Annotated in this window: 15 protein-coding genes; 9 read left to right on the top strand and 6 right to left on the bottom strand. The window is 51.3% G+C overall.

Going from position 1 to position 13260, the window contains the following annotated elements:
- Positions 1–18: 18 nt before the first annotated feature.
- On the bottom strand, positions 19–1455 hold the full coding sequence (gene aspA / locus CWM66_RS21070; RefSeq protein ID WP_007372704.1) for an aspartate ammonia-lyase: 1437 nt from the start codon (positions 1453–1455) through the stop codon (positions 19–21).
- A gap of 338 nt (positions 1456–1793) precedes the next feature.
- Between aspA and CWM66_RS21060 the strand changes: the two genes are divergently transcribed.
- Entirely contained in the window at positions 1794–2264 is a 471-nt protein-coding gene (locus tag CWM66_RS21060) for an FxsA family protein (protein WP_071920069.1), read from the top strand.
- Between the two features lie 29 nt (positions 2265–2293).
- On the opposite strand, the gene yjeH is transcribed toward CWM66_RS21060, so the two are convergent.
- Positions 2294–3550, bottom strand: a complete 1257-nt coding sequence (gene yjeH / locus CWM66_RS21055; protein WP_090398351.1) for an L-methionine/branched-chain amino acid transporter — start codon at positions 3548–3550, stop codon at positions 2294–2296.
- 252 nt (positions 3551–3802) lie between these two features.
- On the opposite strand from yjeH, the gene CWM66_RS21050 reads away from it, so the two are divergent.
- Both CWM66_RS21050 and groL read left to right on the top strand, forming a co-directional pair.
- The gene (locus tag CWM66_RS21050) at positions 3803–4096 is read left to right on the top strand and encodes a co-chaperone GroES (RefSeq protein WP_007372708.1); all 294 of its coding nucleotides are present in this window, start codon (positions 3803–3805) and stop codon (positions 4094–4096) included.
- 39 nt (positions 4097–4135) lie between these two features.
- Entirely contained in the window at positions 4136–5782 is a 1647-nt protein-coding gene (gene groL / locus CWM66_RS21045; protein ID WP_007372709.1) for a chaperonin GroEL, read from the top strand.
- Between the two features lie 108 nt (positions 5783–5890).
- Here groL and CWM66_RS21040 read toward each other — a convergent pair whose 3' ends face one another.
- Positions 5891–6448 carry a winged helix-turn-helix domain-containing protein gene (locus CWM66_RS21040; protein ID WP_007372710.1) on the bottom strand — a complete coding sequence of 186 codons (558 nt, stop codon included), beginning with the start codon at positions 6446–6448 and terminating at the stop codon, positions 5891–5893.
- Between the two features lie 651 nt (positions 6449–7099).
- Between CWM66_RS21040 and CWM66_RS21035 the strand changes: the two genes are divergently transcribed.
- Together CWM66_RS21035 and CWM66_RS21030 are read left to right on the top strand one after the other, a co-directional pair.
- Positions 7100–7456, top strand: a complete 357-nt coding sequence (locus tag CWM66_RS21035; protein ID WP_007372711.1) for a DUF4156 domain-containing protein — start codon at positions 7100–7102, stop codon at positions 7454–7456.
- Between the two features lie 285 nt (positions 7457–7741).
- The gene (locus tag CWM66_RS21030) at positions 7742–9379 is read left to right on the top strand and encodes a methyl-accepting chemotaxis protein (RefSeq protein WP_007372712.1); all 1638 of its coding nucleotides are present in this window, start codon (positions 7742–7744) and stop codon (positions 9377–9379) included.
- Between the two features lie 42 nt (positions 9380–9421).
- Here the strand turns inward: CWM66_RS21030 and epmB are convergent, their stop codons facing one another.
- The gene (epmB, locus tag CWM66_RS21025) at positions 9422–10450 is read right to left on the bottom strand and encodes an EF-P beta-lysylation protein EpmB (protein WP_035943029.1); all 1029 of its coding nucleotides are present in this window, start codon (positions 10448–10450) and stop codon (positions 9422–9424) included.
- A 41-nt stretch (positions 10451–10491) separates the two neighbouring features.
- Here epmB and efp point away from each other — a divergent pair, with 41 nt between their 5' ends.
- The 3 genes from efp to ecnB all read left to right on the top strand — a co-directional run bounded on the left by efp (position 10492) and on the right by ecnB (position 11502).
- Positions 10492–11058 (top strand): elongation factor P, encoded by a 567-nt coding sequence (efp, locus tag CWM66_RS21020; protein WP_007372714.1) that lies wholly within the window; start codon positions 10492–10494, stop codon positions 11056–11058.
- A gap of 58 nt (positions 11059–11116) precedes the next feature.
- Entirely contained in the window at positions 11117–11248 is a 132-nt protein-coding gene (locus CWM66_RS21015) for an entericidin A/B family lipoprotein (RefSeq protein ID WP_035886951.1), read from the top strand.
- Positions 11249–11355: 107 nt separating this feature from the next.
- Complete coding sequence (gene ecnB, locus CWM66_RS21010) at positions 11356–11502, top strand: lipoprotein toxin entericidin B (protein WP_007372716.1); 147 nt, start codon at positions 11356–11358, stop codon at positions 11500–11502.
- Positions 11503–11531: 29 nt separating this feature from the next.
- Here ecnB and CWM66_RS21005 read toward each other — a convergent pair whose 3' ends face one another.
- On the bottom strand, positions 11532–12134 hold the full coding sequence (locus CWM66_RS21005) for a LuxR C-terminal-related transcriptional regulator (protein WP_007372717.1): 603 nt from the start codon (positions 12132–12134) through the stop codon (positions 11532–11534).
- Positions 12135–12397: 263 nt separating this feature from the next.
- Here CWM66_RS21005 and sugE point away from each other — a divergent pair, with 263 nt between their 5' ends.
- Positions 12398–12715: a quaternary ammonium compound efflux SMR transporter SugE gene (gene sugE / locus CWM66_RS21000; RefSeq protein ID WP_007372719.1), complete on the top strand. Its 318-nt coding sequence runs from the start codon at positions 12398–12400 to the stop codon at positions 12713–12715.
- Here the strand turns inward: sugE and CWM66_RS20995 are convergent.
- The gene (locus CWM66_RS20995; RefSeq protein WP_079517062.1) at positions 12712–13242 is read right to left on the bottom strand and encodes a lipocalin family protein; all 531 of its coding nucleotides are present in this window, start codon (positions 13240–13242) and stop codon (positions 12712–12714) included. The genes sugE and CWM66_RS20995 overlap by 4 nt on opposite strands.
- Between the last annotated feature and the right edge of the window lie 18 nt (positions 13243–13260).

Raw genomic sequence — 13260 nt, 5'->3', positions numbered from 1 at the left:
TGTATTTACGTACTGAATTTATTGTTCACTTTCATCGGTATAACGCTTTGCTTTATAGGCCGGATGCATCAAGTTTTGCGCGGAAAAGATATCATCCAGTTCTGCCTCAGTCAGCAGACCGCGCTCCAAAACCACTTCCCGTACGCTTTTGCCCGTTTCGGCGCAAATCTTGCCAACGATATCGCCGTTGTGATGGCCGATAAACGGGTTGAGGTAGGTCACGATGCCGATGGAGTTATAGACATAACCTTCACACACTTCTTTGTTGGCCGTGATGCCGTTGACGCATTTTTCCAGCAGGTTGTAGCAGGCATTGGTGAGAATATGGATCGACTCAAACATGGCCTGGCCAATCACCGGCTCCATCACGTTCAACTGTAACTGGCCCGCTTCGGAAGCCATGGTGACAGTGGTATCGTTGCCGATCACTTTAAAGCACACCTGATTCACCACTTCCGGCACCACAGGATTGACTTTGGCTGGCATGATCGATGAACCCGCCTGCAACTCCGGCAGGTTGATTTCATTCAGCCCGGCGCGCGGCCCGGAGGAGAGCAGACGCAGGTCATTACAAATTTTGGAGAGTTTCACCGCCAGACGCTTCAGCGAGCTGTGTACCATCACATACGCGCCGCAGTCGGAGGTGGCTTCAATCAGATCTTCCGCCGGCACGACCGGCAGGTTGCTCACTTCCGCCAGTTTCTGCACCGCCAGTTGCTGATAGCCGTCCGGCGTGTTGAGGCGAGTACCGATGGCGGTAGCGCCGAGGTTCACTTCCAGCAGCAGCTCAGCGGTGCGCAGCAGGTTTTTGGTCTCTTCATTCAGCAGCACATTGAAGGCGTGGAATTCCTGACCGAGGGTCATCGGCACCGCGTCCTGCAACTGGGTGCGGCCCATTTTCAGGATATCCTTGAACTCCACGGCTTTGTTTTCAAAACCTTCACCGAGTTGTTTGATGGCATCAATCAGCTTAACGATGGAGGCATACACCGCGATGCGGAACCCGGTAGGGTAGGCATCGTTCGTGGACTGGCATTTGTTGACATGATCGTTCGGGTTGAGGAACTGGTAGTCGCCTTTCTGGTGGCCCATCAGTTCAAGCCCAATGTTGGCCAGCACTTCGTTGGTGTTCATGTTGACGGAAGTACCCGCGCCGCCCTGATAAACGTCTACCGGGAATTGATCCATGCATTTGCCATTGTTCAGGACCTCATCACATGCGGCAACGATAGCGTTCGCGATATTTTTAGGAATGGTTTGCAGCTCTTTGTTCGCCAGGGCAGCCGCTTTTTTTACCATTACCATGCCACGGACAAATTCAGGGATGTCACTGATTTTGCTGTTGCTGATATAAAAGTTTTCAATCGCTCTCAGAGTATGCACGCCATAATAGGCATCCGCTGGCACTTCCCTGGTACCCAACAAATCTTCTTCGATACGAATGTTGTTTAACATGTGAACCTTCTTTTGCAAGCTACGAATGAATACACCAAACACACAGTATTTATGTGGATATGTGTCTTTTTCGACCGACGATTATGCCCTTAATCGGTCGGATACCCGAGATTATATGCTGGATATGATCAAATGCCGTAATCTCGATCACTTATTATCCTCGTGAATGCATCATTATTAATAATATGTGAAATGTGTCACCGCTTCGTAACAGACAAAACTTTACATCGCGGCGGAAATTGAATTTTTTCGATCTGCCGCCATCTCAGGACTATGCGATTCGCAAACCCTTACTGACAGACGCCACAGGGCGTCTGTTTTTTTCACAGGAGAAGCCAGTGCGCTGGATACCGTTTATTGCTTTTTTCTTATACGTCTACATTGAGATATCGATCTTTATTCAGGTTGCCCATGTTTTTGGCGTCCTGATGACGCTCATTCTGGTGCTCTTTACCTCAGTGATTGGTATGTCGCTGGTGCGTAACCAGGGCTTTAAGAATTTCATGCTGATGCAGCAAAAAATGGCGGCGGGTGAAAGCCCGGCGGCGGAGATGATCAAAAGCGTATCGCTGATCATTTCTGGTCTGTTGCTGCTGCTGCCGGGGTTCTTTACCGACTTCCTCGGCCTGCTGCTGCTGTTGCCGCCGGTGCAAAAACACCTGACGCTGAAGCTGATGCCGCATCTGCGCTTTTCGCGGATGCCGGGCGGCGGTTTTTCGGCAGGAGGCGATGCGGGCCAGACATTTGAAGGCGAGTATCAGCGCAAAGACGAGCAGCGTAATCGGCTGGATAATAAAGACGACCGCTAATGTTGATGCCCGGCACCGCCGGGCTTTTTTTATGGCTGTACGGAATGGATCGTTGTGCTGCGGCGCTTCGGCAGCAGTAACCACAGCGCGGCCAGCATGATCACCGCGTACAAACTCTTCCAGCCAGGGATTACCAGCAGTAACAGGCACAGCGCGCTGCCGACAATCGCCAGCGCTTTATAGCGCCCTTTCAGCAAGCGGCAACCTGCCAGCATGCACAGCAGGTAGATCATGATGAAAATGCCGTTGGCATAGATAATCAGCGTATCCAGATTAATGCTGAAAGCGTAGATGACGAGGGTGCACACCATGCAGCAGAACAGCACAGCGTTGAGCGCATTCACCGGCAACTGGCGTTTAGAGAGCTTTGCCAGCGCGCTCTCGGGCTTATATGCCGCCTGCGACCACACCAGCCGGGCGAAGCTCTGGATATAAATGTTCAGGCTGGCGAAGCAGGCCAGATAGCCAATAATGCAGGCTATCCACAGCGCCTGCTTACCGAACAGTTCAACGACGATTGCCGGAAGCGATGCCGCTGCGCCGAGCGTGCGCCAGACATCAAAATGCAGCACCACCACGGTACAGGCCCAGTAGACCGAACCCGCCAGCAGCAGGCCAATCATCAGCGCACGCGGGAAATCCCGCTCCGGGTTTTTGAATTCCGAAGCCAGATGGGCGAAAGCCTCCAGGCCGACAAAACACCAGAACATCACCGCCAGCGATGCCGACATCGCGGAAACCGACACCTGCGGCAGCGGAGGGAAAGGAATATCGCGGAAAGTGATGCCGCCACGCCACCAGATAGCGACGATTAACGCCACAATCAGCCCGGCGATAAGCGACTGTAAATTGGCGCTGGAACCTGCGCCGCGCGTACCGATAAACCAAATCAGTACCAGCGTGCCAAGCTCAGCCATGAGTAATAGCGGCCCTTGCCAGCCAAACATGCCTTGCCAGAAACCTGCGGCAATATGCAGGGCTGCCGGCAGACCGACCGGAATCACCGAGAGAAACAGCCAGCCGGTGACCCGCTCAAGCCGCGGGCCGAACGCCAGACCGACAAAATGGGCGACGCCGCCAGCGCTTGGGAAATGACGGCCAAGCACCGCAAACACAATCGCCACCGGGAACACCAGTAAAATAAGTACCGGCCATGCCCACAGGCTGCTGTCGCCTGCGGCCAGCGCCGCCAGCGCGGGTACGGCAAATACGCCAGTGCCGAGTAAAGACGTTGATAACAATCCAATGCCCTGCGCCAGCCCCAGCTCTTGTTTTAATCCACTCATTGTCTTTGTCTGTCGGTTGTCTGTTGCGCTGATGTTATCACAATCGGTTTTACTTATGGCTGCGCCAGCACCTGCCAGCAATAGTTGAGGCAGCTTGGTTTGGCGGGTGAGTCAGATTTCATAAATTTTTTTTGTTGTTCCCCCTTGAAGGGAGAAACAGCTAACCCCATCTCTCTGGTCACCAGCCGGAGAACCGTTTGCGGCCCGGCGCCATCCATAACTGATAAAGACTTTCTCAAAGGAGAGCTATCAATGAGTATTCGTCCGTTACATGATCGTGTGATCGTCAAACGTAAAGAAGTTGAATCCAAATCTGCTGGCGGCATCGTTCTGACCGGTTCTGCAGCAGGTAAATCAACTCGTGGCGAAATCATCGCTGTCGGTAAGGGCCGCATCCTGGAAAACGGTACCGTTCAACCACTGGATGTGAAAGTGGGCGATATCGTGATTTTCAACGATGGTTACGGTGTGAAAGCTGAAAAAATCGATAACGAAGAAGTGCTGATCATGTCCGAAAGTGACATCCTGGCAATTGTTGAAGCGTAACAACGCGCGCGAACCTGAACGAATTTAAGGAAAGAGAAAATGGCAGCTAAAGACGTAAAATTCGGTAACGACGCCCGTGTAAAAATGCTGCGCGGCGTAAACGTTCTGGCAGATGCAGTGAAAGTTACCCTCGGTCCAAAAGGCCGTAATGTGGTTCTGGATAAATCTTTCGGTGCACCGACCATCACCAAAGATGGTGTTTCCGTAGCACGTGAAATCGAACTGGAAGACAAGTTCGAAAACATGGGCGCGCAGATGGTGAAAGAAGTGGCCTCCAAAGCGAACGACGCTGCGGGCGACGGTACCACTACTGCAACCGTTCTGGCGCAGGCAATCATCACTGAAGGTCTGAAAGCCGTTGCTGCGGGCATGAACCCGATGGACCTGAAACGTGGTATCGACAAAGCTGTCGCTGCTGCGGTTGAAGAGTTGAAAGCACTGTCCGTACCATGCTCTGACTCTAAAGCTATCGCTCAGGTAGGTACTATCTCCGCAAACTCCGACGAAACCGTGGGTAAACTGATTGCGGAAGCGATGGATAAAGTGGGTAAAGAAGGCGTGATCACCGTTGAAGACGGTACCGGCCTGCAGGACGAACTGGACGTGGTTGAAGGTATGCAGTTCGACCGTGGTTACCTGTCTCCTTACTTCATCAACAAGCCGGAAACTGGCGCAGTAGAACTGGAAAGCCCGTTCATCCTGCTGGCTGATAAAAAAGTCTCCAACATCCGCGAAATGCTGCCGGTTCTGGAAGCCGTTGCAAAAGCAGGCAAACCGCTGGTTATCATCGCTGAAGACGTTGAAGGCGAAGCGCTGGCAACGCTGGTGGTTAACACCATGCGCGGCATCGTGAAAGTCGCTGCTGTTAAAGCACCGGGCTTCGGCGATCGTCGTAAAGCTATGCTGCAGGACATTGCAACCCTGACCGGTGGCACCGTGATTTCTGAAGAAATCGGTATGGAACTGGAAAAAGCCACCCTGGAAGATCTGGGTCAGGCTAAACGCGTTGTGATCAACAAAGACACCACCACCATCATCGATGGCGTGGGTGAAGAAGCTGCAATCCAGGGTCGCGTAACCCAGATTCGTCAGCAGATCGAAGAAGCGACTTCCGATTACGACCGTGAAAAACTGCAGGAGCGCGTAGCGAAACTGGCTGGCGGCGTTGCCGTTATCAAAGTTGGCGCAGCAACTGAAGTTGAAATGAAAGAGAAAAAAGCACGCGTTGAAGATGCGCTGCACGCGACCCGTGCTGCCGTTGAAGAAGGCGTGGTTGCTGGCGGTGGCGTTGCGTTGATCCGTGTAGCAAGCAAAATTGCTGACCTGAAAGGCCAGAACGAAGACCAGAACGTCGGTATCAAAGTTGCGCTGCGCGCAATGGAAGCACCGCTGCGTCAGATCGTGCTGAACTGCGGTGAAGAGCCGTCTGTAGTAGCGAACACCGTTAAAGCTGGCGACGGCAACTACGGTTACAACGCTGCGACCGAAGAGTACGGCAACATGATCGACATGGGTATCCTGGATCCGACCAAAGTGACCCGTTCTGCTCTGCAGTATGCGGCGTCTGTTGCTGGTCTGATGATCACTACCGAGTGCATGGTAACCGACCTGCCGAAAAGCGATGCGCCTGATTTAGGTGCTGCTGGCGGTATGGGCGGCATGGGCGGTATGGGCGGCATGATGTAATTGCTGCCGGACGCGCGAACAGGGCGACCTGTCGCGGGTTCAACGAAAAAGAGCGGGCATTGCCCGCTCTTTTTTTGCTTTCTGCTTTGCCCATGAATATGCATGAAACTATACCGGCAACGCTAACTCTGAAGGCACCTGCACGTTCTGGTGCCAGCTTGCGCGAGGCTGAAGGCCTGGGGGAAAATTGCAGATGCCTGTGCGGCTCTGCCAGACGCCAGCCAATAGCATGAAAAGCACTACCAGTAGCAACAATAACCCTAACTTTTTACAGTTTCTGCATATTAGCGGTGCATCTGCCCTTACTCCACTATTGGCGAATTCTTTATTGGCAACAATATGTATATCTGTGCTCAGTAAAAATCCTGTCTTAGGAATGGTTTTAATAACTTGAACGCCTAATCCAAAATTAGATAACATTCTACGTAACAGCGAAATATATTGATTTAGTGTATTGTTTGACGAATGCTGACCATATTTACCCCAAACCGCTTTCAAAATATCATTGCGCGTTAAGATTTTTCCTTGATTCTCAATTAAGAAAGTCAACAATCTACTGCTGGCGCGAGTCAGCGTTAAATGGCTTTTTTCGCTTTCAACTTCGTTATTCCAGATGGTGCCATCGGCAGGCCTGAAATGGATTTTGTGATTAATGATAAATATCATAGTCGTACCTTGCATGGCGATGCTTATTATGGTTTTAGTTATCCTGCATTAATGAGTTAATTAAGAGTTGTTGTTACCACGAACTATTATAGTGGTTACGATCTGTTTTTTAATGAGTGTCCCATTGATGATCCCGTTCAATGAATTTTTGCGGTGTTACCATACTGTCTATCTAATATATGTTGTCAATGGTTTTGGTGATGATTTTCCCGCGCGGAGGGGTTAATCAGATTATTATGAGCGCCAGGTTTTTAATATGTTACGGTTTGCAGATTCAGGCGATGTGCTTGATATTGTTTTTATCGTTACCCGGCATATTATTTCATTGCCAATTATCGGTTGATATATAATCGCTTAACACGCTGTATTTAGCACTGGGTACTGTTTGAGGTGATGAGCGTTGGCGGTGAAAAAACAGGCGGAACGCCCTGCGTGAAACGTAAACCTCAACCAGCATGGCTGCGTTGAAGCGCTGCTAGCCTTTCAGAGCGTTGTTCTCCCTCCAGCCTCATCGTTGCTATACGCTTTCCTGGCACTATTTTCCGCGATTTGTGCGGCTTATGCTGAGTATGTTTTTCTTTTAGTCATCTTTTTAGTATAAGGTTTACACACGGGCGGCATGCGTCCAGCTCATTGATTATGGGGAATAACATGTACGTAAAACGTTTGGCTGGGATTATGGGCGGCGTGCTGCTGTTAGCGGGTTGCAGCAGCAGCAGTAGTGAATTAAGCGCCGCAGGACAAGGCGTACGCTTTGTGGAAGATAAACCGGGCGCGCAGTGCCAGTATCTCGGCACCGCCACTGGCTCGCAGAGCAACTGGCTCTCTGGCCAGCATGGCGAAGAGGGCGGTTCAATGCGCGCTGCGGCGAATGCGCTGCGCAACCAGGCGGCTGCGATGGGCGGCAACGTTCTTTATAACGTTTCCAGCCCGACGCAGGGTTTCTTATCCAGTTTTGTCCCGACCGCCAGCGAAATGAACGCGCAGGTCTATAAATGCCCTAACTAAGCTGTTTCTGCGGACTCCCGCTCATGCTGACGGGAGTCCGTTAATCGCTTCATTCCATTATTTATTCCTCTTTTCCTGACTCTTTTTTTCATAAATTTTGTCAGTTAATCCGTCCTGAATATTAAGTTTTCTTAAGGTTAAACACCATTTCCTGTTTCTTTGCTGAGAAGATACTGCGATCACTAAAGTATGCGGTTTTATTGTCGATATTGTTGGCAGGATGCAAAAATAAAAGGACTTTAAAACAGGGTACCTTTGGTGGATGTGAAGAGGGTCGGAGAGTCGATGAATATTACAAAAAAGTTATTACTTGCATTTTCGTTATTAATCTTGAGCTTAATTGGAACAAACCTTATTGCTGTTTTTTCGCTATCAAAAATTAGTAACGCACAAGATTATTTTCAGGCCAATATCTTGCCGAGCCTCGACGCCATGAACAAAGAGATGCTGAAGGTCACCAGCATCCGTAGTCAGCTTTATCTACATGGTCTGACGCAGGACGCTGCTGGTATGGCTGAAGTACAACAAAAAGCGTTTAAAATGTATGACGAATTATATGCCATGCATCAACATTACCTGAAGGAACTTATTTCCGATCAACATGATCTTGATTTGTCGAATAAAACGTTAGGTGATTTAGACAAATTCCGCACGGTGATGGACCAATATTTTAAAATATCAAATGCTAACGATCGCGATGGCGTCGTTAAAGCGATGCATAGTGGCGGTTTAGTTGCGGAAAACATTACCCTGCTGGTCAAGGATTTTGACGATCAAATTGCCTATAACACCTCGTTAGTGACTGCGGCCAACAGTAATAATAGTTCGTTGATTTCTCGCTCAATAACGTTATCTCTGATTGCCACGCTGGCGGCGACTCTTATTCTGGGACTGTTTGGTTTATTCACTGTGTTGAATATCAAACGTCGTCTGAATGAGATGAAAGACGGGATGGTCAGCATCAGCGAAAAACTGGATCTCAGCCATACGTTACCAACGGGGCGCCTGGATGAAATTGGCCGTGCCGTTGGGGCATTCAACCTGTTGATTGAACGGGTCGCGGAATCGCTGAGCATGGTGCGCAGCGCCTCCGGCTCGGTGAATACTGCCGCCAATGAGATTGCGCTCGGCAACAATGAACTCTCTGCACGTACCGAGCAGCAATCGGCCGCCGTGGTGGAAACGGCGGCGAGCATGGAAGAGCTGAGTTCGACGGTGAAACAGAACGCGCAGAACGCGCATCAGGCCAGCCAGCTAGCCACGTCAGCGGCAGATACGGCGGTAAAAGGCGGCACCGTTGTTGGCGTGGCGGTGAATCGCATGAAGGATATTATCGAAAGCTCGAAGCGCATTTCTGAAATCACCTCTGTGATTAATGGCATTGCATTTCAAACCAACATTCTGGCGCTTAACGCAGCCGTTGAAGCAGCCAGAGCGGGCGAGCAGGGGCGCGGTTTTGCGGTGGTAGCAGGCGAAGTGCGAAACCTGGCGCAGCGTAGCGCCCAGGCAGCCAAAGAGATTGAAGCCCTGATTCATGAGTCGGTTAACTATGTCGAAGAAGGTTCCCGGCAGGTCGATCTGGCGGGGGAAACGATGAGCGGCATTGTGCATTCCGTACAGCAGGTTAAAGATTTAATGCAGGAGATCGCCGCCGCGTCCGATGAGCAAAACCGTGGCATCTCGCAGATTGCCCAGGCGATGTCGGAAATGGATACCACTACACAGCAGAACGCCGCGCTGGTTCAGGAGTCTTCTGCCGCTGCCGGTAGCCTTGAAGAGCAAGCAGGCAAACTGCAACAGCTGGTTGATGTGTTCCGCTTGCCGGGGCAGCAACTGGAGAAAGTGAAAAAGTCGATCGGTAAAATGCATCAGCCAAAACAGGCTGCGGCTACTACGGGACAGGACGGTTGGGAGACGTTTTAAACGGCGATGACGAGCCTGCAAAGGCTCGTCATTATTTACGGCTTAGCTCTGGCGCAATTGCAGATCCAGTGGCGTTTTACTGGGTTCGCCGCCAATCTCGCGGGCAAGTTTCGGCACCATATAACCAGAAACCAGCGTCAGAAGCTCGCGCATAATCAAGCGTGCTTCGTCATCGCTGACCATAAAGTGCGCAGCGCCCTGAACTTTATCCAGCACGTGCAGATAGTAGGGCATCACCCCCGCATCAAATAACGCATTACTCAACTCCGCCAGCGTTTGCGCATTATCATTCACGCCGCGTAGCAGCACGCTTTGGTTCAGTAAAGTGACGCCCGCTTGCCGCAGTGCGGTCATCGCCGCGCGGAAGTCATCGCCGATCTCCTGGGCATGGTTAATATGATTGACCAGCAAAATTTGCAGAGATGAACGGGCGAAACGTGCGACCAGCGTATCGGTGATGCGCGCCGGGATCACAATCGGCAGGCGGCTGTGAATACGCAGGCGTTTAATGTGTGGAGTGGCTTCCAGCTGTTCCAGCAGCCAGTCCAGCTCATGATCTTTCGCCATCAGTGGATCGCCGCCGGAAAAGATGATTTCATCCAGCTCCGGATGCGCTGCAATGTAGTCCAGCGCGCCTTGCCAGTTACGCTTGTTGCCCTGATTTTCCGCGTAGGGGAAGTGGCGACGGAAGCAGTAGCGGCAGTTTACGGCGCAGCCGCCTTTCACCAGTAGCAGGGCGCGATTTCGGTATTTGTGCAGTAATCCAGGCACCACGCTACTCTGCTCTTCCAGCGGATCGGTGGTAAAACCCGGCGCGGCGATAAATTCCTGCGGTGCGGTGATCACCTGGCGCAATAGCGGATCGTTGGGATTGCCAGGCTGCATGCGCGCGGCGAAGGAACGCGGTACGCGTAGCGGAAACAGGCGTTTTGCCTCACGGCCTGCGGTTAAATTTTCATCCGTGTCTATCTTTAAAAGACGTAACAGTTCATCTGGATCGGTTATTACATCGGCAAGTTGCATTAACCAATCTTCTCTGGACGGGGTATTTAGGGTTACAATATGCGCCATTTTGTGGCTAAGCTACCAGTTAACAATTTTCAGAGGGCCTTATGGCGACTTACTATAGCAACGATTTTCGTGCTGGTCTTAAAATCATGTTGGACGGCGAACCTTATGCGGTTGAAGCCAGCGAATTCGTTAAACCAGGTAAAGGCCAGGCATTTGCGCGCGTTAAGCTGCGTCGCCTGCTGACCGGTACTCGCGTAGAAAAAACCTTCAAATCTACTGACTCTGCCGAAGGCGCAGACGTTGTCGATATGAACCTGACTTACCTGTACAACGACGGTGAGTTCTGGCACTTCATGAACAACGAAACTTTCGAACAGCTTTCCGCTGACGCCAAAGCGATTGGCGACAACGCAAAATGGCTGCTGGACCAGGCTGAGTGCATCGTGACCCTGTGGAACGGCCAGCCGATCTCCGTCACTCCGCCGAACTTTGTTGAGCTGGAAATCGTTGAAACCGATCCAGGTCTGAAAGGCGACACCGCGGGTACCGGCGGCAAACCGGCTACCCTGAGCACTGGCGCAGTGGTTAAAGTTCCGCTGTTCGTGCAGATCGGTGAAGTCATCAAAGTCGATACCCGCTCCGGCGAATACGTATCTCGCGTGAAGTAATGTCCGCGGCTTCGGCGTAGCATCATGCTACGCCGTTGAACATAACAAGGCAGGAATGATGAAACGCCTTACCAAAATCCTTTCACTTATGCTTATCAGCAGCGCTTTGCTGTCGGGCTGCAATACGGCGCGCGGCGTCGGCGAAGATATTCAGAGCCTCGGCCACGCTATTTCTCACGCGGTGAGCTAAAAACTTCACATCTTCTTAAAAATCTTCCCGTTCCGGTCTCACTGCGGAATTTTGTCTATGCTTAAGTGGCTATACACAAATAATATTGGTCACAAAAGGAAGATATTATGGTTAAGAAGACAATTGTTGCGATCTTTTCTGTATTGGTCCTTTCATCCGTTCTGACGGCGTGTAACACCACGCGTGGCGTCGGTCAGGATATCTCTGAAGGCGGCAGCGCAATCTCTGGCGCAGCAAGCAAAGCGCAGCAGTAATCCTTGCCGGTACGGCATCCGCCGTACCGCTAATTTGAATTTTCCGGCAGTGAAAGGAACGGCGTAAACCGATTTCCCATCCCGAGTTTCATACGAATATTACGCTTGTAGGTATAAACGGTTTTGCCGTTAATACTTAGCCTGGCCGCGATGCTTTGGTTACTTTTCCCTTCCATCCATAGCGTGAGCACTTTCTCTTCCTGTTTGGTCAGTAGCGGTGTCGCCATTTGTGGAATTGAACGCATCGGGCGCGCCAGCACAATGTCATCAATGACCTGCGCCAGTTTCTCCAGCGGTTCTGTTTTTAGCAGCGTTGCGCGAATTTTAAATTGCGCATAGAACCCGGAAAGTTGCGCATCGATACCCGATTCCAGCAGCAGTACCTGGTTTGAGTCGCCGCAGACGGAAAATAGCGATGCAAGCTGTTGAATATGATGGATTTCATTTTTGAAGCCATGAAGATCGGCAATCACCATATCGGGTTGCCACTGCACAATATGTTCTTTCGCCAGCATTAAATTATGCAACCCGGTGACGAGGAACGAGGCGGGGAATAAATCGGGTTGATTGAGCCAGGACTCCACCCCAACGCGGGTGAAGTAACAACGGTCAATCACGAGAATCTTGAACATATTTTTCTTCGCAGTCAGAGGGTGGCGCACAGCTTCCTGTATTCAGGAAAGTGATTCATCATAGGGGGTACATAAGGTGGGTAAATGCTGGAATTCCGCAGCGAACAGTGGCTATTTCTTGCTTTAACTTGCGGAATATAAGCAAGCACATTCAAGTTGAAATTTTAAACTGTAGCGGGCAAAATTTGCCTCTCTTCACATCTCTGGCGGGACGACCTGTCAGTTTCATTTTTTCCGGGGACGGCCCCGCATCGGAGCCAATCATGTCCTGGTTAATTCTTCTTATCGCCGGTCTTCTTGAAGTGGTGTGGGCTGTCGGCCTGAAATACACCCACGGCTTTACGCGACTTGCCCCCAGTATCATCACCGTTACGGCAATGATCGCCAGTATTGTGCTGCTGTCATGGGCAATGAAAACCCTGCCGGTCGGTACCGCCTATGCTATCTGGACCGGGATCGGGGCGGTGGGCGCGGCGGTTGCAGGGATTGTGTTGCTTGGCGAATCTGCAAGCCTGGCGCGTATTCTCAGTCTGTGCCTGATTGTTGCTGGAATCGTTGGGTTAAAGCTCAGCACACATTAGTAAGACTGATTAATCCAGAGTAGTTTTTCCACAGCAAAACCTTGCCGGCTGGCGATATCCAGCATCTGCTGTTTGACCTCTGCTGGCAGGGTGGGCGTGCGCGACAGCAGCCACAAATAGTCGCGATCCGGCCCGCAAACCAGCGCGTAGCGATATTCATCGTCAAGGGCGATGATGTTGTAACCGCCATAGAAAGGACCGAAGAAAGAGACCTTCAGCGCGGCGGTATTCGGATTGCCGGTGAAATATGCCACGCCGGTGGACTGTTGCCACATGTCGCGCTGCGGATTATAGCCGCGGTTTATCACCGTCAGTCCGCCGTCGTTGCGCAAACTGTAGGTGGCGGTGACTTTCTCCAGACCGCTCTCGAAGCGGTGGTCCAGACGGGCGATTTCGTACCATCTTCCAAGATAACGCTGGGTATTGAAGTTTTGCACAACGGTGACGCCATCAGGCGGGGTAGGGGAACTACAGGAGGAGAGCAGTAACGCAGCGGTAACCATGGCGATCATCAGCAACATGCGCATGAGATTTTTCCTTCCAGA

Origin of the sequence: Kosakonia sp. H7A, assembly GCF_003028445.1 — a bacterium.
GTDB classification, from domain to species: Bacteria; Pseudomonadota; Gammaproteobacteria; order Enterobacterales; family Enterobacteriaceae; genus Kosakonia; species Kosakonia radicincitans.
The sequence above is the reverse complement of the archived record's forward strand: the minus strand, read 5'-3'. Positions and strand labels throughout refer to the sequence as shown.

What these genes read in the sequence shown, in the direction of transcription:
- CWM66_RS21050 (WP_007372708.1), top strand. Translation starts at nt 3,803, where the DNA reads ATGAGTATTCGTCCGTTACATGATCGTGTGATCGTCAAACGTAAAGAA.
- CWM66_RS21005 (WP_007372717.1), bottom strand. Translation starts at nt 12,134, where the DNA reads ATGTTCAAGATTCTCGTGATTGACCGTTGTTACTTCACCCGCGTTGGG.
- CWM66_RS21040 (WP_007372710.1), bottom strand. Translation starts at nt 6,448, where the DNA reads ATGATATTTATCATTAATCACAAAATCCATTTCAGGCCTGCCGATGGC.
- CWM66_RS21035 (WP_007372711.1), top strand. Translation starts at nt 7,100, where the DNA reads ATGTACGTAAAACGTTTGGCTGGGATTATGGGCGGCGTGCTGCTGTTA.
- CWM66_RS21030 (WP_007372712.1), top strand. Translation starts at nt 7,742, where the DNA reads ATGAATATTACAAAAAAGTTATTACTTGCATTTTCGTTATTAATCTTG.
- CWM66_RS20995 (WP_079517062.1), bottom strand. Translation starts at nt 13,242, where the DNA reads ATGCGCATGTTGCTGATGATCGCCATGGTTACCGCTGCGTTACTGCTC.
- groL (WP_007372709.1), top strand. Translation starts at nt 4,136, where the DNA reads ATGGCAGCTAAAGACGTAAAATTCGGTAACGACGCCCGTGTAAAAATG.
- epmB (WP_035943029.1), bottom strand. Translation starts at nt 10,450, where the DNA reads ATGGCGCATATTGTAACCCTAAATACCCCGTCCAGAGAAGATTGGTTA.
- ecnB (WP_007372716.1), top strand. Translation starts at nt 11,356, where the DNA reads ATGGTTAAGAAGACAATTGTTGCGATCTTTTCTGTATTGGTCCTTTCA.
- efp (WP_007372714.1), top strand. Translation starts at nt 10,492, where the DNA reads ATGGCGACTTACTATAGCAACGATTTTCGTGCTGGTCTTAAAATCATG.
- CWM66_RS21015 (WP_035886951.1), top strand. Translation starts at nt 11,117, where the DNA reads ATGAAACGCCTTACCAAAATCCTTTCACTTATGCTTATCAGCAGCGCT.
- yjeH (WP_090398351.1), bottom strand. Translation starts at nt 3,550, where the DNA reads ATGAGTGGATTAAAACAAGAGCTGGGGCTGGCGCAGGGCATTGGATTG.
- aspA (WP_007372704.1), bottom strand. Translation starts at nt 1,455, where the DNA reads ATGTTAAACAACATTCGTATCGAAGAAGATTTGTTGGGTACCAGGGAA.
- sugE (WP_007372719.1), top strand. Translation starts at nt 12,398, where the DNA reads ATGTCCTGGTTAATTCTTCTTATCGCCGGTCTTCTTGAAGTGGTGTGG.